Genomic DNA, 22,210 nt, shown 5'->3' with positions numbered 1-22,210 from the left:
TGAACTAGACATTAAAGGGTAGACAATGGCAACTGTAGGTCTTTTTTTCGGTAGCGACACAGGTAACACCGAAGCTGTAGCCAAGATGATCCAGAAAAAACTGGGTAAGAAAATGGTTGAGGTGAAAGATATCGCCAAGAGTACCAAAGAACAGATCGCAGAATATGACCTGCTGCTGTTCGGCATCCCGACCTGGTATTATGGCGAAGCACAATGTGACTGGGATGATTTCTTCCCTGAGCTTGAGCAAATTGATTTTACCGACAAACTTGTTGCAATTTTTGGTTGTGGTGACCAAGAAGACTACGCCGAGTATTTCCTTGATGCCATGGGCATGGTGGGTGATATAGTACAAGCCCGCGGTGGTATTATCATAGGTCATTGGCCTACTGCAGGTTACAACTTTGAAGCATCCAAAGGACAAGTTGATGACGATCACTTTATCGGTTTAGGTATTGATGAAGATCGTCAGCCAGAACTGACCGAAGAACGTGTCGATGCTTGGGTTAAGCAAATTTACGAAGAAATGTGCCTAGCCGAGTTAGAAGATTAATTCTGCTAACCATTTGAATAAAGCGGCCTTAACGCCGCTTTTTTTATGTATATATTTTTATGCATAAAAATTAGATAGTTTCATTGCTGAATAACGAAATACCAAACTCATGATCAAAACGCCCTGCTCCAATCATTGGGATATATTTTGTACCGTTGTCGATAACTACGGTGATATCGGCGTAACTTGGCGTTTGGCCAAACAACTGGCGCATGAATATCAGATCCCCGTTAACTTATGGGTCGACGATCTCAACAGCTTCTCGCACATATTACCTTCACTCGATCCACTGCTAGCATCTCAATCATTCAATGGTGTGAATATTCTTCATTGGAGAACCCCTCTAGTTATCGAGTTTGTGGCTGGAGAAGTGCTCATAGAAGCCTTTGCCTGTGAATTACCCGCAACAGTTAAAAATCAGTTGCTTCATCTACAGCAATTAGACCCTAAACTTGTACCTATCTGGTTGAATTTAGAATATTTAAGTGCCGAAGATTGGGTCGAAGGTTGCCATGGTTTGCCATCGTTACAAGCCGATAGGTTGAAAAAGTTTTTCTACTTTCCTGGCTTTACGGCAAAAACGGGCGGTCTTATCTGCGAGCAAAATTTGTTTACAGAGCGTGATGCCTGGCAAGCCGACCCCTCAAATAAATTGCAACTTTTCAATACACTCGGTCTTACCGGCATTGAGTCGCAGGATACGGTTGTCAGCATCTTTAGCTATGAAACCGAGGCGCTGAGTGCGCTTTGTGAGTTATGGCAGCAATCAGAACAAAAAATTCATGCCCTAATTCCCAAAGGCCGCAGTTTAAATAGCTTAATACATCTATTACCCTGCGACATCGACAATCTCGTTGCCGGACAGCAGATTAACCATGGCAACTTAACTCTGCATATTTTACCGATGACAGATCAGCAGGGGTTTGATCGTCTGCTCTGGAGTTGTGATGTTAATATCGTGCGTGGTGAAGATAGTTTCCTTAGGGCACAATGGGCTGCAAAACCCTTTATTTGGCATATTTATCCGCAAGAAGATGACTACCATCTCGTAAAATTAGAAGCTTTTATCCAACTTTACTGCGATAATCTGCCCCCTGAAATTGCACAAACTTGGACTAAATTGAATCTAGCATTCAACCAAGGATTGCAATCTGCCGTGAAAACTCACTGGCAAAACCTTAATCCAGTTGATTTGCCCTTGTTGCAACATGCTAAACAATGGCCGATTGACGCAATAAATGCTGCAGATCTAGCAACTCGGCTAGTCCAATTCGTTAAAAAAAGCTAAGATGCTGCGCTGAAAATAGAAAATCTACATATAGGAAATAGTGTAATGAAAACTGCTCATGAAATCCGTCCTGGTAACGTGATCATGTTAGATGGCAGCCCATGGGTTGTACAGAAAACTGAAACAACTCGTTCTGGCCGTAACGCTGCTATCGTTAAGTTAAAGTTAAAGAACTTACTGCTTAACTCTGGTACTGAAACCACTTTCAAAGGTGAAGATAAGTTAGAAGACATCGTCTTAGATCGTCTGGATTGTACTTATTCTTACTTTGCTGATCCTATGTTTGTATTTATGGATGCAGAATACAACCAATACGACGTAGAAGCTGAAAACTTAGGTGATGCAGCGGCTTATATCGTTGACGGTATGGAAGAAACTTGCCAAGTGACTTTCTATGATGGCAAAGCTATCTCTGTTGAAATGCCAACCACTATCGTACGTGAAGTGATCTACACTGAGCCTTCAGCTCGTGGCGATACTTCAGGTAAAGTGATGAAGCCAGCGACTATCACTGGCGGCGGCACTGTCAGTGTTGCTGACTTCGTGAAAGTAGGCGATAAAATTGAAATCGACACTCGTACTGGTGAATTCAAGAAGCGCGTTTAATCGCCCTTCCCGTTACCAGACGTTAACAGCCAGTGCTTGCACTGGCTTTTTTATACGCTGGTTTTATCCTATTAGCGGCTTAATCTATCAAACTCGAACGCTGAATATTGCAGCCAAAGTATGCGTATTTGATGAGTTCCTAGCAAAGGATAATAGTCACTGCCTTGCTCACAACTGTATATACTTGCCAAAATATTCACCTATGGCTTCACGGCTGTATTTATCCTCGCCTCGCCAATACTCAGCAAAAACCCAGTCATTTTTGCCCCTTCTGGGTCTATCATAATGACTTGGCTTTAATACCCCCATACTGGCTAAAATTTCAATTAATATCTGTCTTTCTGTTTTGCTGGATTTAATAACTGTCGCTAAGCGTTTTTCAAGTGTACTTGGATAATCTTCTGGCTCTGAGTTTTCAATTGTTTTCAAGATTTCCTTAAAGCATAAAATATCATCAGAAGTGGGCTCAGGAATATCCGTATTGTTGAATTGCTCTAAGTCAAAGAGTATATAAAGGATATTGCCATGACGCACACCTCCCCATTTTATTCGTTCAAAATTAAGAACATTAAGATCAGTGTTAACATAAGTTTCTGCACCCACAACCCCGTATTGAACATCCCTACAAATACTACAAGTGTAAGAATGGGATGTTGCTATCCCCTCTTTATATGAAGTTCCAGAGATAACCGGCGTATATTGATGTGCGGGTATATGTTTAGCAATTGAGTACGAAGACAATGAAGATCTCAGATCCAATCTACGAGACGTCAGGCTACTTAAAAAACCTTTTGCTATTTGTTCTCTGCTAATGTCTCCCACAAAATTAACAATCGATAAAATGCATTCGTCGTGGGAGATTGAAAACGGCTCAAACATAAGCCCCTTTGACTTTGCATATTCAAAATCTTCAGGATTTATGACTCTGTCTTTTGAATCTATCCAGCCGTTTTTCCAGTAAGTAGAAAACAGTATTTTTTTCGCTTTCTTATCCATTCTCGATCCTATTATTCCCTTAATAAATAATGCATTTGCTCATTGTTGTAGATCACCGCTCACATCACTCACTTGCACAGAGATTAGGGATACAACCTGAGTAAGCTTGTAGCAATATACAACATTTCTAGTTCGTCATCTGCCTATACATCTGAATTTGCAAGATGTAAAAAACCAGCCGAAGCTGGTTTTTATTTTGATATCGACAATCCAACTTGTCCGTCGTTTAGGCTATCAATATAAAGCCCACAAAAGCGAGTACCGCAGCGATAAGCGCATAGGGTAACTGGGTTACTGCATGGCTTACTAAGTTACAACCAGAGCCCTGTGCGGCAAGTACTGTGGAGTCAGAATAGAAACACGCTTGGCTACCAAATGAAGATGCGGACAACAGTGCACCAATCACTAATGGGATGTCTGCCCCAACCGATTGTGCTAATGGCATTACGATGGGAATGGTCACCGCAAAAATTCCCCAGCTTGACCCCGTTGCAAATGCAAGCACCGCCATAGAGAGAAAAACCACCGCAGGCAACAGCTTAGGCGTCATAAATGGACTTAAGGATTCAATCACATACTGTGGTAGTAATAATTGATCACAGACATCCTTAAATACAAACGCCGCAATAACAGTACCTATGGCAGGCAGCATGCTCTTAAAACCATCAATCATTTGATCCATCATCTCGGATAATGGCATCAAACGTTGTACGGCATAATAAGGCAGTGTAAATACCAAAGTGGCCAGCAGACCTTTCCACACATCGATGTCAAAGTACACGGTAAAGGCAACTAACAACCCAATCGGCACTAAAAAATTATGCAGCTTGCCATGATTGTTGGCATGCTTAAATTCTTCTTCGATGGCTTTAACCGCATATTCATCCGAAGTTTGCACTTGGTCGAAATCCACTTGCGCTTGGGCGGGTTCGCCCTGTGCTGCGCGTAGCTGTGCCGTTTTCATCGGGCCAATAGCAGGTACAACGCCTAATACCACCAGTAGCACCATAGCCACAGCTAGCCAAGCGTAAAGCATATAAGGAATGGCTTGCATATAGACTGCAATACCCTGACCTTCGGCAGCAACACCGTTATCGACCAGTAACCCACCAAAAAATACTGCCCAGGTTGATAAAGGCACTAAAACACAAACTGGTGCCGCGGTAGAGTCCACAACATAAGCGAGCATTTCTCGAGATACTTTAAACTTATCGGTCACGCGCTTCATGGTTTCACCCACGGTTAGCGCATTGAGATAATCATCGATAAAAATAACGATACCGAGAATAAACGTCATAAAAAGTGATGACTTAGGACCTTTGGCAAATTTCAACGCATTGTGACCAAAGGCTAAAGCACCACCAGTACGCACTAAGAGTGCAATTAAGGCACCAAAACAACCGCACACCAAAATCAACCAACCAATAGTTTCATCCCCCATGACCTTAAGGGATGCACTGGCAAAATTATTCAACACTTGACTAGGGTCGAGTAGCAGCAAACCACTTACTGCACCGATGATCAGGGACAAAATGGGACGGCGTAACCAAATGGCCAACACCAATACCACCAAGGGTGGAATAAGACTTAACGCTGTCGGTTCAGACATGCACTTAGGTCCTCTAATTTAAGTCGCCTAAAAGGCAAAAGGTTTTAGAACAGCGCCTGAAATCACCTTGATACAGAACGCCAAAACTGCTGCTTCATAATGACTAACCTTATAGATAAACTCGCTAAAAGCGTGCAATCTAAAGTGCCTTGCCAAAAACATCGCGCAGAAAATAAAGCCCATCGAATATTGAGTCAACAATAAATTTATTCTCGGGTGAAATAATTTTCATATCTGAGTTGTGGATTTAACCAACCATATGAATAAAAAGGATTTTAGTGTCAAAAAATAAATTAAACCCAGGGAAGGTAATGCTTAATAAACATTCAGTTAATTTGCCTAATTATTATATTGAATACAAAACGCACATTATTGCTAGTTACCAAAAATACCCGCTATAAAATCAGTAATTAAGATTTTGCTTATAAAAATAAGTACCTCAGTTCAAAAATGCCTCCGAGCAACGAACACGGCCTAAACCTAAAACCATCTTACCCGGCTACCCACTCAGCTGCGTTAAGTTGACAAAGGTTAGCTCTTTAGTCGTTCACTACGAAATTAGCGGATTTATAATCTAAAATAGAAACAATAATCAGAACATATAACTTGATCATATTTCATTAATTGACTGTTAAAGCATATTTAACTGATATAAATTTTAAAAAAAGTGGTAATCAGTGCCTACAGCCCCTTCCTTAACCCACAAAATTTCGTTATGGTGCGCTAACTTAAGCCAAAATTAACTGCATGTTTCGAGGTATTAATGCGCCCTATCATCAAATCCAATAAACTGGATACCGTTTGCTATGACATCCGCGGCCCAGTGCACAAGGAAGCCAGACGTTTAGAAGATGAGGGACACAGGATCCTCAAACTCAATATAGGCAATCCAGCCCCCTTCGGTTTTGAAGCACCAGAGGAAATTGTGCGCGATGTGATCCTTAATTTACCCAGTGCCCAAGGCTACTGTGAGTCAAAAGGATTATTCTCTGCCCGCAAGGCCATAGTGCAGCATTATCAAGCCCAAGGGATTTTTGGAGTCGATATCGAAGACATCTATATCGGTAATGGCGTATCAGAGCTCATTATGATGGCGATGCAAGGCTTGTTGAATACCGATGATGAGATCTTAATTCCTTCACCAGATTATCCACTGTGGACTGCTGCGGCCAATCTCGCGGGCGGTAAAGCAGTGCATTATCGCTGCGATGAAGAAGCGGACTGGTTCCCCGATCTTAATGACATTAAAAGCAAAATCTCATCGCGTACTCGCGGTATTGTCCTTATTAATCCAAACAATCCTACGGGCGCAGTGTACAGTCGTGAGTTACTGCTACAGGTTGTTGAACTTTGCCGCGAGCACTGCTTGATCCTGTTTGCCGATGAGATCTATGACAAAATTTTATACGATGAAGCTAAACATATTCCGGCAGCAAGCTTATCGGATGATATTTTGACAGTCACTTTTAATGGACTATCAAAGGCATATCGCGCTGCGGGCTTTCGTGTTGGCTGGATGATGCTCTCTGGCAACCTTAAAGCAGCTAAGAGCTACATCGAAGGCTTAGAGATGCTTTCCTCTATGCGCCTGTGCGCTAACGTACCCAATCAACATGCGATTCAAACAGCGCTTGGCGGTTACCAAAGCATTAACGAGCTAATTTTGCCTAATGGCCGACTCACGGTACAAAGGGATGCCTGCTACGAATTGCTAAACCAAATCCCTGGTGTGAGCGTGAAAAAACCTAAGGGTGCACTGTATGCCTTCCCTAAACTGGATATGAAAAAATTTAATCTGCGGGATGACGAGCGTTTAGTACTCGATTTACTCAGAGAGAAGAAAATCCTACTCGTCCAAGGTACGGCCTTTAACTGGCCAGAACCCGATCACCTGCGAGTGGTTTTTTTACCTTATAAGGAAGATCTTAAAAAAGCGCTCACCGAGTTTGGTGCTTTTCTCGAAAACTATCGACAGTAGTATTGTGGGTTGTTGAAGTCATAGAGCGATCCAAGTGATCGCTTTATTTTTAGCTATTTCAGTAAATCCCGCACACCCAAGCTCACGTGTCATCCAAGGCTGTGATAATCTAGCACTTCATTAGCGTCAACACTGCCCATTCATTCGAGTCACATCTTCAATTGCAGCTTGTCGCCTTCCAAATTCACTCATTAGAAGGAAAACCATGAGTCACTTATTTGCTCACCTCGCCCGAATGAAGCTGATCCAACGCTGGCCTTTGATGTACAACGTCCGCACCGAAAATGTTCAAGAACACTCACTGCAGGTGGCTATGGTGGCCCATGCACTGGTGATCATTAGTAATAAGAAATTCGGCACGATGCTCGATCCCCATCAAGCGACCAGCCTTGCTATTTTCCATGATGCGAGTGAGATCTTAACCGGTGATCTACCCACGCCGGTGAAATACTTCAATAAAGAAATCGAAGCAGAGTATAAAAAAATTGAAGCGATTGCCGAGCAGCGCATGTTGGATATGGTACCAGAGGAATTTAAAGAGGATTATCGCAGTTTATTTATCAGTGATTACACGGATCCAATTTACAAAGCGATTGTAAAATCAGCCGATACTCTGTGTGCATACCTTAAATGTTTGGAAGAAAACCGCGCGGGAAATACCGAATTCAATACTGCCCGTAAGCGCCTAGAAGCTATGCTTGAGGCCAATCCGGATCCTGCAGTAAAATTCTTTATCGATTGTTTTGTTCCCAGTTTCACCTTGAATTTAGACGAAATTAACAAGATGCTTTAATTTTCCACTCTCGCTAGGAATGCATATGACTTCAAGTGTTTGGCAAGAACGCCGCCATGGTGAAGATAAACAAAGGCGTAACGATCACCGTAGTCCCTACCAAAGAGACAGGGCGCGTATTCTTCACTCAGCTGCCTTTCGTCGACTACAGGCCAAGACCCAAGTATTGGGCGTTGGCATGAATGATTTTTATCGTACCCGATTAACCCACTCACTCGAAGTCTCGCAAATTGGCACCGGCATAGCTGCCCAACTGAGGCGTAAATATCCACAGCATAAACAGCTGCTTTGCTCTATGAGTTTATTAGAGTCCCTGTGTTTGGCCCACGATATTGGTCATCCTCCCTTCGGCCACGGCGGCGAAGTGGCATTAAATTACATGATGCGCGACCACGGCGGCTTTGAGGGTAATGGTCAAACCTTTCGAATTTTATCGAAACTTGAGCCCTATACCTTAGATTTTGGGATGAATCTGTGCCGACGCACTATGCTTGGCATTTTGAAGTACCCCTCACCGCGCTCACAGCTGTTTATCGCCGGCAAATATAATGAAATTACCAACCACAGGCAGTTAAAGCCGTCACAATGGCCACCCGTTAAAGGTGTTTTCGATGACGATAACGACATCTTCGCATGGGTACTTGAGCCTTTGTCTGAGCAGGATCGCAGCCGTTTCACTTCGACCCAGCAAGGAATACATCCCGCCCTGCACCACTATCCACATTTACGCACCCAATTTAAATCCTTCGACTGTTCAATAATGGAACTGGCCGATGATATCGCCTATGCGGTGCACGATCTCGAAGATGCGATAGTGATGGGCATAGTCACTGCATCCCAGTGGCAACAGGATGTTGCATCCACATTGACTCAAAGTGGCGATGCTTGGATAAGACAAGAGCTTGCCGATATTGGTATCAAGCTGTTTTCCCATGAACATCACCTACGCAAAGATGCCATAGGCACCTTAGTAAATGGTTTTGTTACCGCCATCATCATTACCGAAGATGAGGCTTTCCAAGAGCCCTTACTGCGCTTTAACGCGACCCTAGAGCCCGAGTTTGCCATTGCACTCAATGTACTTAAACAGCTAGTTTATAAATACGTTATCCGTAAACCCGAGATCCAAATGCTCGAATATAAAGGGCAACAAATCGTAATGGGCTTATTTGAAGCCTTCGCCTCGGATCCCGAGCGTTTACTGCCGCTCAATACCCAAGAGCGCTGGCGCGATAGCGAGAAGCAAGGCTTAAACAGTCACAGAATATTGGCAGATTATATCTCAGGGATGACAGATGAATTTGCGGGACGACTGTATCAGCAGTTGTTTAGCCCAAAAGCGGGATCGAATGTTGAGCTTAGCAAGGAGATGTAAGCCAAGATATTGCTCTGCCTGACTCTCTGCCAAAGCTAGACTCTCTGTCACAGCACAATTTCTATCACTGCTCGATGTCTATCAGAAAGCGAAATGCTAAAAATGAAAAACCACCTTGCGGTGGTTTTTGTATACATGAATTTCACGCTCACCTTGGTCTTACAAAGCGCCTATAGCTTCTTTACAAAGCTGGGTGATACGATCCCAATCGCCGTGTTCCATTGCATCCGTTGGTGCAATCCAGCTACCACCAATACAATCGACGTTTTTCAGTGCTAGATAATCTTTATAGCTGCTTGGCGTAATGCCACCCGTTGGGCAGAAGCGAATATCCGCTAGCGGACCCGAGAAGGCTTTAAGAGCATCCACACCACCAGAAGCTTCGGCTGGGAAGAATTTAAAGTGGGTGTAACCGAGCGCCATACCCGTCATCACTTCCGAAATACTCGCAACGCCTGGGATTAAGGGGACTGGACCATGCATACCCGCTTTGAGCAGTTCAACAGTCGCGCCTGGGGTGATAATAAACTGCGCACCAGCGGCAATCGCAAGATCAAGCTGGGCTTCGTTTAAGATGGTGCCTGCGCCGACTAAAGCTTCAGGTACTTCTTTGGCGATTTTAGTGATAGCTTCGAGTGCACAAGGTGTCCGCAACGTCACTTCTAACACGCTAATGCCACCGGCAACCAGTGCGCGTGCTAATGGCACCGCATGTTCAATCTTGTTAATCACCATAACAGGAACAATAGGGCTGCGTTTAAAAATATCTTGTGGTTGTAATGACCAGTTATTCTCAAGCATTGCGTTATTCTTCCTTTGTATTAATAAAGTTCATCGATGGCATTAGTACAACGCGCACCAGTTTCTGGACTGCTTAGATTTGAACGTAGCGCACTAAATAACTCGCGGCCCATGCCATAACGTGAGCGATGTAAATCCACTATACCCGCGGTTCTGGTAGCAAGTTCAGTTTCTGACACCAGCAGACTCAGTTCGCCTGTTAACGCATCGACACGGATCAAATCGCCATCTTGGACTTTGGCAATTAAACCACCATCTAAAGCTTCAGGCGTTAAATGAATGGCCGCAGGAACTTTACCCGAAGCGCCAGACATACGACCGTCGGTCAGCAGCGCCACTTTAAAGCCTTTATCCTGAAGCGTTCCCAATAATGGGGTTAATTTATGCAGTTCTGGCATACCATTGGCTTTCGGGCCTTGGCCTTTAACCACCACAACACAATCTCTATCCAGTGCACCAGATTGGAATAGTGCATCGAGTTTGTTTTGATCGTCAATCACCACAGCTGGCGCTTCAACGACACGGTGCTGTTCTTGTACCGCAGACACTTTGATCACAGCGCGACCTAAGTTACCTTTAAGTAATTTCAAGCCACCGTTGCCTTGGAAAGGTGATGCGACTGAGGTTAACACTTCAGTATCTAAACTAGTCGTTGGACCATCGACCCAGCGCAGCTCGCCGTCGAGCAGTCTTGGCTCTTGGGTGTAACGGCGTAAACCAAAGCCCGCGACGGTATTCACATCTTCATGTAATAGACCCGCATCGAGTAATTCTTTGATTAAGTACGCCATACCACCGGCGGCGTGGAAATGATTAATATCGGCATGACCGTTGGGATACACGCGCGCCACTAATGGCACGGCATCGGATAACTCCGAAAAATCATCCCAGTTCACGATAATACCGGCAGCGCGTGCCGCAGCGACTATGTGCATCGTCAAGTTAGTTGAACCGCCTGTCGCTAATAGCGCGACTATGCCGTTAACCACAGACTTTTCGCTAACCACTTCGCCAATTGGCGTGTATTGCGTGCCCATTTCGGTTAAACGACACACTTGCTTAGCCGCCATCTTGTTTAAGGCTTCGCGCAGTGGATCGTCTGGATTCACAAAGGAAGAACCTGGTAACTGCAGACCCATCACTTCGAGCATCAACTGATTCGAGTTAGCAGTACCATAGAAAGTACAAGTCCCCGCACTGTGGTATGACTGAGCTTCGGCTTCAAGCAGTTGCGCACGGTCTACTTTACCTTGGGCAAATTGCTGACGAATACGGGCTTTTTCTTTGTTCGGAATACCTGATTTCATTGGCCCTGCAGGCACAAATAACATAGGTAAATGACCGAAACTTAAGGCGCCGATGAGCAAACCTGGCACTATTTTGTCGCAAATCCCGAGCAGTAAAGCGCCATCGAACATGTTATGGGATAGGCCTACAGCGGTTGCCATGGCAATCACTTCACGACTCAGTAGGCTCAGTTCCATACCGGGTTGACCTTGGGTCACCCCGTCACACATGGCCGGAACACCGCCCGCCACTTGTGCCACACAGCCAACTTCCTGACAGGCTTTTTTCAGCAATTCAGGATAGCTTTCATAGGGTTGGTGCGCAGATAACATATCGTTAAATGCCGTCACTATGCCAATGTTTGCTTTATTCAATTGACGCAGTGCATTTTTGTCATCTGGTTTGCAGGCCGCAAAACCGTGGGCTAAGTTGCCACAGCTCAATGAGCTACGGTGTACGCCATGATTACGGGCATCATTCAATGCGGCTAAATAACCTGCACGTGACGCTTTGCTACGGGCAATAATTCTGTCGGTAACTGCTTGAACTACCGAGTGTATTTCTACTGAGTGCATAGTGACTCCTTAAGCGCTCCAGAACACATCAACGGGCGTTTTACGCTGCGCTAATACGGCTCTGATAGGCATAGCATGGACATCATCACTTTCTAACGCTTGACGATATACGGATAATTTCTGTTCCCCAACTAAGTGCAGATAAATCTGTCTACTGTTCAGAATGGCACTCTTAGATAGGGTCATTCTGCCATAGGGCGCAGTCGTTGGATTAGTTGCTACACACAAAGCCTGTGTCGATAATGCTTCATCAAGTTCGGCACTACAAGGGAACCATGAACATGTATGACCATCATTCCCCATACCTAATACGACGACATCGAAGGGGCGAGGAAAATGTGATAATGATTCAGCCGCCATATCGGCGCCCGCCTCTGCGGTTGAAAACATATTCTTTAACCCACGAAACTTGGCATTGGCTGCACGGTTTTGTAATAAATGTTCACGCACGAGACGCTCATTAGAAGCATCTGCGTCGGCTTCAACCCAGCGCTCATCGGCGAGAGTGATGTAGACATCACTCCAATCGATGGACTTCATGCTTAGTAGCTGGAACAACTTAAGCGGTGTTGAACCACCGGATACCACAAGGCTCGCTTTACCTCTAGTATCAACGGCTTCTTGCAACTGGCTCGCAATTCTATTCGCAAGCTGTTGCTCTAACGCACTTGGCGTATCGAAAGATTTGAATACGGTTTCTTTAATCATCAAAGTCTCCTACTCGTCCCACGAACGGCCATCTTTGGTGATCAAAGCAACTGACGCAACTGGACCCCAAGTTCCCGCAGGATAAGGTTTTGGTTTTTCGTTGCTTTGTTCCCAGGATTGGATAATGCCATCCACCCAAGTCCATGCCTGCTCGACTTCGTCACGGCGAACAAATAGCGCTTGGTTGCCGAGCATAGCTTCAAGCAATAGACGCTCGTAGGCATCGGCGATACGTTCATTTTTGAAGGTATCGGAGAAGCTTAAATCGAGTTTAGTGGTTTGTAGACGTTGCTTCTGCTCCAAACCTGGCACTTTATTCATCATTTGGATCTCAACCCCTTCATGGGGCTGCAGGCGAATAGTCAGCTTGTTCGGTGGCAGATTACGGTAACTTGAGCGATACAAGTTATGGGGTGGATTTTTGAAATACACCACAATTTCTGAGCTCTTGAACGGCATACGTTTACCGCTACGTAAATAGAAAGGTACGCCCGCCCAACGCCAATTGTCGATATCCACACGGATCGCTACGAAGGTTTCTGTGTGCGACTGTAAATTAGCGCCTTCCTCTTCTAAATAACCAGGTACAGGACTGCCCTTTAAGAAGCCTGCACTATACTGACCGCGTACGGTATTTTCATACACATTGTCGGAGTTAATCGGACGCAGTGATTTAAGCACTTTCACTTTTTCATCACGGATGCTGTCAGCGTCTAAGTTAACTGGTGGGTCCATGGCAACTAGCGTTAACACTTGCAGCAAATGGTTTTGGATCATGTCGCGCATCTGACCCGCTTTGTCGAAGTAACCCCAGCGGCCTTCGATACCTACTTCTTCAGCAACGGTGATCTGGACATGGTCAATCGTCCGGTTATCCCACTTAGAGGCAAATAAAGAGTTAGCAAAACGCAGTGCAATCAAGTTCTGTACGGTTTCTTTACCTAAGTAATGGTCAATACGGTAAACCTGGCGCTCTTTAAAGTAAGCGGAAACTTGGTCATTGATAACGCGGGAAGAGTCTAAATCGGAGCCTATGGGCTTTTCGAGCACCACACGAGAGTCTGGGTGGATAAGATCTTGTTCGTGCAGACAACGACAGATATCACCAAAAATCGCTGGCGGCGTGGCAAAGTAACTGACCATGACGCGCTCTTCTGGTTTGAGCAAATCATGGAATGCACTGTAACCAGCAGGATCGGTAAAGTTGGTACCTATATAGTGGCAGCGGGACAGGAAGCGTTGAAGAGTCTCTTTGCAAAGGGGTTCTTTGACGAAGGTGTTTAACGCAAGCGTGACTATGTCTCTAAATTCATCCTGACTAAATTCGTCTTTCGCGACACCGATCACTTTCGTATCTTTATCGAGTAATTCAGCCTTATCTAACTGGTATAAAGAAGGTAACAACTTGCGTCGTGCCAAATCGCCTTTAGTACCAAAGAGTACGAAGTCACAAGCTTTGGCGCCTGATGTTGTTTTGCCCATTGCGTTACGCTCTCCTTTGTCTGTCGTGTCCCTTCATGTCGCTGAAGAAATCCACATTTTGTTGTAATATAACAACAGAATTTGTTAAATGCATCTATTTTTATCAATATTAACATTCTGGCTAACTAGGCACTTACAGCATAAATCTGGTATGCTTTTTGTGCTTAAATTACTGAAGCTAGTAAAATCTTATTTCAAAATTGTACTAAAAACTTACTACAAAGCGTTGATTAGTGGAATAACGGATTTGATCTGAGCCACTAAACCAAAATAAATAAAATTACATTCTCAATTTAGCGGACGTACGCGCATGAATACCCTAGAAAAGGTTCAAAAAAGCCTCACCCATTTTAGTAAATCAGAACGCAAAGTAGCAGAGGTGATCTTAGCATCACCGCAAACGGCTATTCATTCTAGCATCGCCACTCTCGCTAAGATGGCAGATGTGAGTGAACCTACTGTGAATCGTTTCTGTCGCCGCTTAGATACTAAAGGCTTCCCTGATTTTAAGTTACATCTGGCTCAAAGTCTTGCAAACGGCACACCTTATGTGAGTCGCCATGTTGAAGAAGATGACTCTACAGAGTCATATACTACAAAAATCTTCGAATCTTCAATGGCTTCGCTAGATACTGCAAGGCAAAGTTTAGATGTTTCTGCGATAAATAAAGCGGTTGATATTCTGACTCAAGCTAAGACTATTTCTTTCTTTGGCTTAGGGGCATCCGCTTCTGTTGCCCATGATGCACAAAATAAATTTTTCCGTTTTAATGTGCCTGTCATCTGCTTTGACGATGTTTTAATGCAACGCATGAGTTGTATTAACAGTAATGAGGGCGATGTAGTGGTATTGATTTCCCACACGGGCCGCACTAAGTCATTGATTGAAATAGCGCGTTTAGCCAGGGAAAACGGTGCAGCAGTTATCGGTATTACCGCACGCAACTCACCGTTATCCATGGAGTGTACACTGCCAGTGACAATGGAAGTGCCTGAAGATACAGATATGTATTTACCTATGGCCTCGCGTTTAGCCCAATTGGTGACTATAGATGTATTGGCTACAGGTTTTACACTACGCCGTGGCCCACGTTTCCGTGACAATCTCAAACGCGTAAAAGAAGTGCTAAAAGAGTCTCGTATCAATAAAGATCCGATACTGTAATTCACTTCCTATCCTAAATATGGCTAGTGCGAATGCTCAACCTAGCCATGTTTAGTGCAAATTTCAGCTGTACCTCACAAAATTGGTACATAACTTTAGATCAATTTGTTTGTAACTTTACTACATAATTTGGAATGGCATGGTAATATAGTCTCAAGATTTTTTAACTTTAACGGAGTATCTTATGTTCCGCAGAACCAAAATCGTCACCACTCTAGGTCCCGCCACAGATCGTGATGATAATCTACGCCGCATTATCGCGGCAGGTGCAAATGTTGTACGTCTTAACTTCTCCCACGGCTCCCCTGAAGACCATCTAAAACGCGCGACTCAAGCTCGTGAAATAGCGAAGGAATTAGGTGTTCATGTTGCCATTCTTGGTGACTTACAAGGGCCAAAAATTCGAGTTTCTACTTTCAAAGACAATAAGAAAGTTCAACTTAAATTAGGTCAAGCCTATGTTTTAGATGCTGAACTAGCTAAAGGTGAAGGCGACGAAAACCAAGTCGGTATTGATTACAAGCAACTACCTGACGACGTGACTATCGGCGATATTCTGATGTTAGATGATGGTCGTGTGCAATTACGTGTGGAAGGTGTTAAAGGCCGTAAGGTCCACACCACAGTGACTGTTGCGGGTCCTTTATCGAACAACAAGGGTATTAACAAGCAAGGTGGTGGACTATCTGCTGCAGCGCTGACCGAAAAAGACAAAGCAGACATACTGACTGCCGCGTTGATCCAAGTAGATTATTTAGCCGTGTCTTTCCCTCGTAGTGGTGCGGATTTAGATTACGCTCGCGATCTTGCCCGTCAAGCTGGCTGTAATGCCCTTATCGTTGCTAAGGTTGAACGTGCTGAGGCCGTCGCCAGTGACGAAGCAATGGATGATGTTATCCTCGCTTCTGACGTTGTTATGGTTGCCCGTGGTGACTTAGGTGTAGAAATCGGTGATGCAGCACTCGTTGCTGTACAAAAGAAACTCATCGCCCGTTCACGCCAACTGAACAAAATCGTCATTACTGCAACACAAATGATGGAATCGATGATTTCAAGTCCAATGCCAACCCGCGCTGAAGTCATGGACGTGGCAAACGCAGTGCTTGATGGTACAGACGCAGTGATGTTGTCAGCTGAAACGGCTGCGGGAGATTTTCCTGAAGAAACCGTTAAAGCAATGGCAAACGTTTGTGTAGGCGCAGAGTCTCACCCAAGTGTTAAAGTGTCTAAACACAGATTAGATGCACGCTTTACCTCGGTGGAAGAAACCATTGCCCTATCAACTATGTATGCAGCAAACCATTTAGAAGGCGTTAAAGCGATTATCGCATTAACCGAATCGGGTGCTACACCACAGATGATGTCACGCATCAGTTCTTCACTACCCATCCTTGGTTTATCACGCCACGCAACAACGCTAGCCAAAATGGCATTATACCGCGGCGTATTACCAATCTACTTCGATTCAACTATCCACCCAGCGGATGAATTAGCGCAAAAAGCGTTAGAAGCATTAACTGTCGCAGGTTATTTGAAGAGCGGTGATCTGGTGCTAATGACCAAGGGCGATGCAATGGAAACTATCGGCGGCACAAACACTTGTAAAGTGTTGATTGTTGCCTAAGTTTCCTCTAGCGACTAAAGCTCGTTAGAATACAAAGCCAATAAAAAACCACCTCAATGAAGGTGGTTTTTTTATGCCTACATTCTTCTAGGCCTCTTGCTTGTATTAGAGGAAATCAAAACGGCTGAGTTATACAGCTTGGTTAAACCGCTTAGACTAGACTCTCTACAGCGCTTCGAAATCATTCACATTAATTGCCGCTAAACGCAGTTTATCAGCATGTTGTAGTTTTTGATGCTCATCATCACCGATAACTCCAGCTGCTAATGCCTTTTCGAATAATACTTGACTCGGCACTTTTGCAGGTAACTCGCCCGCGCGCTGTGCTTTTTTCAGCTTTTTGTAAATCTCTTTGCAGGCATATTGCGCGATAAACGCTTGCTCAACTTCAGCAATCCCGCCCGTATCTCCTTCAAATTCAGGACAAAGGAAAGTAATACGCTCACGTGCAGGGCCTGGTTTTAACATGCCGCTGGCTAGTTCCGTCGCCATTTTATCGCTCGGCGCATTAAAATGATTGCCTAGCGGGAAGATTAAAGCACGGAGTAACCATGCCACAGGACGACTTGGGAAGTTACGAATCGTGTCCTCCAAGGCTTTTGCCGCTAAATGCAAACGGTTAGCCATCACATAACGCACCGCAGGCAAATCATCTTGCTGACGACCATTGTCCTCAAAGAGTTTTAGGGTTGCAGAACCTAAGTACAATTGACTCAGAACATCCCCCATACGTGCCGAAAGCATTTCTTTACGTTTTAAATCGCCGCCCATGATCAGCATGGATAAATCTGTCATTAACGCTAAGGCAGATGAAATGCGTGACATATCTTTATAATATTGTTTAGTTTCACCACTGACCGGTGCATTACCGAAACAGCTACCTGTTAATGCATTAAACAAGGCGCTAAAGGCGTTACGAGCGGCATAACCCATGTGGCCCATGAGTAATGCATCAAAACGCTCTAATGCTTCATGTTGGTTTTCCATCGCTGCGGCTTCCATCTCGGCAAGCACATAAGGATGGCAACGAGTCGCGCCTTGTCCGAATATCATCAACGAGCGGGTTAAAATATTCGCGCCTTCCACAGTGATTGAAATCGGATTCGAAATATAAGGGTGGCCTAAATAGTTTTTAGGCCCCAATTGAATGCCCTTGCCCGATTGAATGTCCATAGCATCGTTCATCACAGAACGGCCCAATTCAGTCATATGATACTTAGCAATCGCAGTCACGACCGACGGTTTTACTTTAAGATCGATACCCGTGGTGGTTAGACGACGCGCGGCTTCTAACTGATAGGTGTTAGCAATAATACGCGCAAGCGCCTCTTGCACCCCTTCAAACTGACCAATCGCCATACCAAACTGGTGACGTACATAGCTGTAAGCCGTTGTCGTTTTTGTCGCCATATGACCAGAGGCCGTTGCCAATGCAGGCAGTGAAATACCGCGGCCAGCAGATAGACACTCAACCAGCATGCGCCAGCCTTTACCCGCAAACTCAGGGCCACCAATAATCCAATCCAGCGGAATAAACACTTCGGTCCCTTGGGTCGTACCATTCATAAACGCCATACCCAGGGGGTTATGGCGACGACCAATCACTACACCAGGATGATCCGTTGGGATCAGGGCACAGGTAATGCCAAGATTCTTTTTCTCCCCGAGCAAACCATCGGGATCACGCATTTGAAATGCTAAACCAAGAACCGTAGCCACAGGAGCCAGCGTTATATAGCGCTTATCCCACGTCAGTTTTAGACCTAAAACCTCTTCACCATTAAAGGTATCGCGGCAGACTATACCGACATCGGGGATAGCACCCGCATCACTGCCAGCCTCGGGACCTGTTAATGCAAAACAAGGGATTTCATCGCCTTTTGCTAAAGCTGGTAACCAACGTTCTTTTTGCTCGCTCGTACCATAGTGGGTCAACAACTCACCAGGACCTAAAGAGTTTGGCACCATAACCGTCACTGCAGCACTGACACTACGACTGGCTAATTTGCTCACAATTGTTGAGTTAGCGTAGGCAGAAAAAGCTTTACCACCAAATTTTTTCGGAATGATCAGCGCAAAGAAACCTTCTTTTTTGAAGTATTCCCATAACTCGGGTGGTAAGTCTTTGCGATTATGCACTATGTCAAAATCATCGATCATCGTCAGTGCTGTCATCACTTGATTATCGATAAAGTCTTTTTCCTCTGCACTAAGCATTGGTTTGCCATAGCTGTGCAAGATATTCCAGTTAGGGTTACCGCGGAACAACTCGCCTTCCCACCATACATCGCCCGCTTCCATCGCTTCGCGTTCTGTATCAGATAGTGGCGGTAGTACTTTTTTAAAAAAACTAAACACTGGCCGAGTAATAAACTGCATTCTGATATTTTTTACCGCAAACAATACGACAATCGCTATCAGGACAAGGATTACAATAGTCAACATAATCAAGACCTTTTATTGAGGTGAAACGGGGACTGACACACCAGCCGCCATGTATGGGATCACTTTACGGATAACGGCTTCGATATCGTTATGCTCGCCAAATTCAGCTGCAGCAATATCATTTAAGGCATCGGCAGACGCCATAGTGAATACGATAGTGCCTAAGGTAAAGTGTAGGCGCCAAAACATTTCAGCGGGAGGAATATGCGGCGCGCTAGCTGAAACAGCTCTCACGAAGGCATCTAAATGCTGACCGTAATGGGTGGTGATAAACCAGCGTAAATGCCCTTGGCTTTCGATATACCCACGTCCAAGCAATTGCAGGAAAATCGTCGTGCCTTCTGTTCGCAACTGATTAAGGTCTAATAGAGGAGCGACAAGAGAAGATAGGATTTCTTCTAAAGTAGCTTGTGTCGGCACAGCATCTAGGCGTTTGATTTCAGTTGAAGCGGCGGGCATAAACACATCTAGATATCGTGCTAAAACAGCGCGGATCAATTCTTTTTTAGAACCGAAGTGATAATTGACTGATGCGAGATTTACCTCAGCTTTGCTGGTAATAAGTCGCAAGGAGGTCTCGGAAAAGCCCCTTTCGGCGAACAGTTTTTCTGCGGCATCAAGTATTCTAGTTTTTGTATCGGATCGACTTGCCATTCCGTGACCTTGGATTAATTTAAAACACTCGTTTAAATTAAACATTGACACTGAGGATGTCAAACTAAAAATAGTTAAATAAGCGCCTTTACCCCGAATAAGACCCAAGCATATAAATTTCGGCTATGTCATCGTTAAACTATCTCTTTAGATACAGGCAAAAACACTAGCACTGCTAATGTTGATCCTTCATGACATGGATAACTCACACTGCGAAGCTCCATTTATGGATTCATGCATGTCCGTGTTTGAGGTAGGCCCCCGAGTCTACTATTCGAAACCGCTGTTTAATCATTTCAGCCAGAGAAAATTAAAAACAAACACCCAAGCAAGTTGGACATATTTAATAACGTGAATTAGATAAGCGGGCTTTAACGCCAACCCATACCTTTGCGATTGGCTTCTCGATTCTCCAGTTTGAGCTGTTCCGATTTAGTCAACATCACATAGAGTACTCCCGTTCCACCCTGCTCGGTTTTCGCAGAATGATAAGCTAAAACCATATCAAGTTGGGATAACCAATAACAAACGGCTGATTTAAGCAAACCTGCGAAAGGTTTACTTTGATACCCTTTACCGTGGATTAACATGACACATCGCTCGCCGTGGGTCTGCGCGGCTAACAGATAGTTCAGAACTGCATCGCGGGCCTGACTCAATCGATAGGCATGTACATCAAGCTCCATTTTTATGGGATATTGCCCAAGGCGTAGACACTTAAAAACCGCACCTTGTACCCCTTCTCGCTTAAAACTCACAACATCATCTGGGGCAATAACAGGAATGGCACTTAAATCCAGAGGCATACAGGCTAAATATGCCTCTCGCTGCAATGTTTGACGCCGTTGTAATTGCTCCGCAGTTAACCCTGTTGGCAGCAAATTAACAACAGGCCTATCCCCTTTTAGCGGTACTACACCCGTCATTTCCTCAAAAAACAGTGCTGTTCCATCTTCGAGCATGGCAAACTCCCCCCCACTATTTTTACGTCTATGCACTTTTATTGTGCAGAAACACACTTTGTAAACATTCAACTCTTTAGTTCACAGAGCGCCTCCATTATAGTGGCGCCATGATTGTCAGATTAGAATAATGTAATGAGATTTTTGCTACTAGCCTTGATATGCCTATTGTCGCACCCCAGCTTCGCCAATCCAGCTAAAAACCCATCGGTCGCATCTGTAGATCGATTGATCAACGCCAATTATCCGAAATTTATCAAAGCATTTACCGCACTGGAAGCTGAAGTCACCCGTGATATTTATGCGGAAGATGCAAGCTATCTTTCTGAAAGTCAAAGTAAAGAAATCTATTATGGTCGCGAAAATATTGTCGGCATTTATCAGAAGTTTTTCGATAAAATTAGAACTAAAAAAGCACATATCGATGTAGACTTTCGTATTTTAAATCGCAAAATCATGGGTAATAGCGCTATAGATACGGGTTATTATTTAGTACGATTCTACCCTGCCGAAGAAACAGGTGAACCTGTGAGTGAATTTGCTGGCAAGTTTGCAATTGGCACACGAAAAGTCGCAACAGACCTATGGCAAATTACCCTAGATACCAATAATCGCGCGGAACCTAGCTTCTATCATAATGCCAAGCCAGTGCCTAATTTATACTATGGTCGCCAATTTCCGTCTTTGCCTGTTAACAGTAAAAAAGTACCTAAATCTTAAATAGTTACAAAGTAATATACTGTAAATTAATAAGTTAACAAAAATGAATCAAGCATATATCTGCCCCTGTGGTACGGGCAAACCCTATCAACACTGTTGTGAGCCACTGCATCTTGATAGCGCTGTTGCCCATACAGCAGAGCAGCTAATGCGCTCTCGCTACAGTGCTTTTGCATTGAAAAAATTTGATTACATAATCAAAACCCAACATCCTGACTTTATTGGCGACCTCACCTTAGCCAACCTTAATGTAGGCCCTCACCCACACTGGCTTGGGCTCGATCTCATCGCTAACGAAGAATTTGTAAATACAGATGCACTAAAACAAGGCACTGTCATCTTCAAGGCCTGGTATAAACTCGAAGGTGAAATCGATGCGATCTATGAGCATTCAGAATTTATCTATCAGGATAGCCGTTGGTATTACACAAAGGGAGTACAAATGGCGGCCAAATTACCGGGTAGAAATGATCCCTGTGTTTGCCATAGTGGTAAAAAATTCAAACAATGCTGTTTAAAATCCCTGTAATTAACACATAACAAAAAGCAACCCAGTACAATATTATTTTTGTTTCTATCGAAGTAATTT

Annotated in this window: 19 protein-coding genes; 10 read left to right on the top strand and 9 right to left on the bottom strand. The window is 44.3% G+C overall.

Going from position 1 to position 22,210, the window contains the following annotated elements; genetic code table 11:
• The first annotated feature begins 25 nt into the window (after positions 1–25).
• The 3 genes from fldA to efp all read left to right on the top strand — a co-directional run bounded on the left by fldA (position 26) and on the right by efp (position 2,447).
• A complete protein-coding gene (gene fldA, locus L2744_RS07415) occupies positions 26–553 on the top strand; it encodes a flavodoxin FldA (protein ID WP_011789429.1) in 528 nt (175 codons plus the stop codon).
• 109 nt (positions 554–662) lie between these two features.
• Positions 663–1,841 (top strand): elongation factor P maturation arginine rhamnosyltransferase EarP, encoded by a 1,179-nt coding sequence (gene earP, locus L2744_RS07410; protein WP_248991311.1) that lies wholly within the window; start codon positions 663–665, stop codon positions 1,839–1,841.
• A 45-nt stretch (positions 1,842–1,886) separates the two neighbouring features.
• Positions 1,887–2,447, top strand: coding sequence for an elongation factor P (gene efp / locus L2744_RS07405; RefSeq protein ID WP_248991310.1), 561 nt, complete (start codon positions 1,887–1,889; stop codon positions 2,445–2,447).
• Between the two features lie 168 nt (positions 2,448–2,615).
• On the opposite strand, the gene L2744_RS07400 is transcribed toward efp, so the two are convergent.
• Entirely contained in the window at positions 2,616–3,443 is an 828-nt protein-coding gene (locus tag L2744_RS07400; RefSeq protein WP_248991309.1) for a hypothetical protein, read from the bottom strand.
• Positions 3,444–3,669: 226 nt separating this feature from the next.
• Positions 3,670–5,052: a Na+/H+ antiporter NhaC family protein gene (locus L2744_RS07395; RefSeq protein ID WP_248991308.1), complete on the bottom strand. Its 1,383-nt coding sequence runs from the start codon at positions 5,050–5,052 to the stop codon at positions 3,670–3,672.
• A 763-nt stretch (positions 5,053–5,815) separates the two neighbouring features.
• Between L2744_RS07395 and L2744_RS07390 the strand changes: the two genes are divergently transcribed.
• From L2744_RS07390 to L2744_RS07380, 3 genes are all read left to right on the top strand, one after another.
• Entirely contained in the window at positions 5,816–7,030 is a 1,215-nt protein-coding gene (locus tag L2744_RS07390; RefSeq protein WP_248991307.1) for a pyridoxal phosphate-dependent aminotransferase, read from the top strand.
• Between the two features lie 205 nt (positions 7,031–7,235).
• Complete coding sequence (yfbR, locus tag L2744_RS07385) at positions 7,236–7,823, top strand: 5'-deoxynucleotidase (RefSeq protein WP_248991306.1); 588 nt, start codon at positions 7,236–7,238, stop codon at positions 7,821–7,823.
• A 25-nt stretch (positions 7,824–7,848) separates the two neighbouring features.
• Positions 7,849–9,198: an anti-phage deoxyguanosine triphosphatase gene (locus L2744_RS07380; protein ID WP_248991305.1), complete on the top strand. Its 1,350-nt coding sequence runs from the start codon at positions 7,849–7,851 to the stop codon at positions 9,196–9,198.
• Positions 9,199–9,357: 159 nt separating this feature from the next.
• On the opposite strand, the gene L2744_RS07375 is transcribed toward L2744_RS07380, so the two are convergent.
• Genes L2744_RS07375 through zwf form a run of 4 tightly spaced genes read right to left on the bottom strand, consistent with a single transcriptional unit; the run spans position 9,358 to position 14,051 of the window.
• Complete coding sequence (locus L2744_RS07375; RefSeq protein ID WP_248991304.1) at positions 9,358–9,999, bottom strand: bifunctional 4-hydroxy-2-oxoglutarate aldolase/2-dehydro-3-deoxy-phosphogluconate aldolase; 642 nt, start codon at positions 9,997–9,999, stop codon at positions 9,358–9,360.
• A 20-nt stretch (positions 10,000–10,019) separates the two neighbouring features.
• Positions 10,020–11,846, bottom strand: a complete 1,827-nt coding sequence (gene edd / locus L2744_RS07370; protein WP_248991336.1) for a phosphogluconate dehydratase — start codon at positions 11,844–11,846, stop codon at positions 10,020–10,022.
• Positions 11,847–11,870: 24 nt separating this feature from the next.
• Positions 11,871–12,569: a 6-phosphogluconolactonase gene (gene pgl / locus L2744_RS07365; protein ID WP_248991303.1), complete on the bottom strand. Its 699-nt coding sequence runs from the start codon at positions 12,567–12,569 to the stop codon at positions 11,871–11,873.
• Positions 12,570–12,578: 9 nt separating this feature from the next.
• The gene (gene zwf / locus L2744_RS07360) at positions 12,579–14,051 is read right to left on the bottom strand and encodes a glucose-6-phosphate dehydrogenase (protein WP_248991302.1); all 1,473 of its coding nucleotides are present in this window, start codon (positions 14,049–14,051) and stop codon (positions 12,579–12,581) included.
• 310 nt (positions 14,052–14,361) lie between these two features.
• Between zwf and L2744_RS07355 the strand changes: the two genes are divergently transcribed.
• Both L2744_RS07355 and pyk read left to right on the top strand, forming a co-directional pair.
• The gene (locus L2744_RS07355) at positions 14,362–15,216 is read left to right on the top strand and encodes a MurR/RpiR family transcriptional regulator (protein WP_011789441.1); all 855 of its coding nucleotides are present in this window, start codon (positions 14,362–14,364) and stop codon (positions 15,214–15,216) included.
• Positions 15,217–15,400: 184 nt separating this feature from the next.
• Positions 15,401–16,840 (top strand): pyruvate kinase, encoded by a 1,440-nt coding sequence (gene pyk, locus L2744_RS07350; RefSeq protein WP_248991301.1) that lies wholly within the window; start codon positions 15,401–15,403, stop codon positions 16,838–16,840.
• 165 nt (positions 16,841–17,005) lie between these two features.
• Here pyk and L2744_RS07345 read toward each other — a convergent pair whose 3' ends face one another.
• The 3 genes from L2744_RS07345 to smrA all read right to left on the bottom strand — a co-directional run bounded on the left by L2744_RS07345 (position 17,006) and on the right by smrA (position 20,901).
• Positions 17,006–19,285, bottom strand: a complete 2,280-nt coding sequence (locus tag L2744_RS07345; protein ID WP_248991300.1) for an acyl-CoA dehydrogenase — start codon at positions 19,283–19,285, stop codon at positions 17,006–17,008.
• Positions 19,286–19,297: 12 nt separating this feature from the next.
• Positions 19,298–19,939, bottom strand: coding sequence for a TetR family transcriptional repressor PsrA (gene psrA / locus L2744_RS07340; protein WP_248991299.1), 642 nt, complete (start codon positions 19,937–19,939; stop codon positions 19,298–19,300).
• Positions 19,940–20,310: 371 nt separating this feature from the next.
• A complete protein-coding gene (gene smrA, locus L2744_RS07335) occupies positions 20,311–20,901 on the bottom strand; it encodes a DNA endonuclease SmrA (RefSeq protein WP_248991298.1) in 591 nt (196 codons plus the stop codon).
• Between the two features lie 135 nt (positions 20,902–21,036).
• On the opposite strand from smrA, the gene L2744_RS07330 reads away from it, so the two are divergent.
• Positions 21,037–21,621, top strand: a complete 585-nt coding sequence (locus L2744_RS07330) for a YybH family protein (RefSeq protein ID WP_248991297.1) — start codon at positions 21,037–21,039, stop codon at positions 21,619–21,621.
• A 43-nt stretch (positions 21,622–21,664) separates the two neighbouring features.
• A complete protein-coding gene (locus tag L2744_RS07325; protein WP_248991296.1) occupies positions 21,665–22,150 on the top strand; it encodes a YchJ family protein in 486 nt (161 codons plus the stop codon).
• Positions 22,151–22,210: the final 60 nt, after the last annotated feature.

Source organism: Shewanella profunda, from assembly GCF_023283765.1.
Taxonomy (GTDB): domain Bacteria; phylum Pseudomonadota; class Gammaproteobacteria; order Enterobacterales; family Shewanellaceae; genus Shewanella; species Shewanella profunda.
Note: the sequence above shows the minus strand (reverse complement) of the source record. Positions and strands in the feature narration are given on the sequence as shown.

Excerpts from the sequence above, each read along its gene's own strand:
- L2744_RS07375 (WP_248991304.1), bottom strand. The coding sequence starts at position 9,999 with ATGCTTGAGAATAACTGGTCATTACAACCACAAGATATTTTTAAACGC.
- fldA (WP_011789429.1), top strand. The coding sequence starts at position 26 with ATGGCAACTGTAGGTCTTTTTTTCGGTAGCGACACAGGTAACACCGAA.
- L2744_RS07330 (WP_248991297.1), top strand. The coding sequence starts at position 21,037 with ATGAGATTTTTGCTACTAGCCTTGATATGCCTATTGTCGCACCCCAGC.
- efp (WP_248991310.1), top strand. The coding sequence starts at position 1,887 with ATGAAAACTGCTCATGAAATCCGTCCTGGTAACGTGATCATGTTAGAT.
- zwf (WP_248991302.1), bottom strand. The coding sequence starts at position 14,051 with ATGGGCAAAACAACATCAGGCGCCAAAGCTTGTGACTTCGTACTCTTT.
- L2744_RS07355 (WP_011789441.1), top strand. The coding sequence starts at position 14,362 with ATGAATACCCTAGAAAAGGTTCAAAAAAGCCTCACCCATTTTAGTAAA.
- smrA (WP_248991298.1), bottom strand. The coding sequence starts at position 20,901 with ATGCTCGAAGATGGAACAGCACTGTTTTTTGAGGAAATGACGGGTGTA.
- L2744_RS07400 (WP_248991309.1), bottom strand. The coding sequence starts at position 3,443 with ATGGATAAGAAAGCGAAAAAAATACTGTTTTCTACTTACTGGAAAAAC.
- L2744_RS07380 (WP_248991305.1), top strand. The coding sequence starts at position 7,849 with ATGACTTCAAGTGTTTGGCAAGAACGCCGCCATGGTGAAGATAAACAA.
- pyk (WP_248991301.1), top strand. The coding sequence starts at position 15,401 with ATGTTCCGCAGAACCAAAATCGTCACCACTCTAGGTCCCGCCACAGAT.
- earP (WP_248991311.1), top strand. The coding sequence starts at position 663 with ATGATCAAAACGCCCTGCTCCAATCATTGGGATATATTTTGTACCGTT.
- L2744_RS07345 (WP_248991300.1), bottom strand. The coding sequence starts at position 19,285 with ATGTTGACTATTGTAATCCTTGTCCTGATAGCGATTGTCGTATTGTTT.
- yfbR (WP_248991306.1), top strand. The coding sequence starts at position 7,236 with ATGAGTCACTTATTTGCTCACCTCGCCCGAATGAAGCTGATCCAACGC.
- L2744_RS07390 (WP_248991307.1), top strand. The coding sequence starts at position 5,816 with ATGCGCCCTATCATCAAATCCAATAAACTGGATACCGTTTGCTATGAC.
- pgl (WP_248991303.1), bottom strand. The coding sequence starts at position 12,569 with ATGATTAAAGAAACCGTATTCAAATCTTTCGATACGCCAAGTGCGTTA.
- L2744_RS07395 (WP_248991308.1), bottom strand. The coding sequence starts at position 5,052 with ATGTCTGAACCGACAGCGTTAAGTCTTATTCCACCCTTGGTGGTATTG.
- psrA (WP_248991299.1), bottom strand. The coding sequence starts at position 19,939 with ATGGCAAGTCGATCCGATACAAAAACTAGAATACTTGATGCCGCAGAA.
- L2744_RS07325 (WP_248991296.1), top strand. The coding sequence starts at position 21,665 with ATGAATCAAGCATATATCTGCCCCTGTGGTACGGGCAAACCCTATCAA.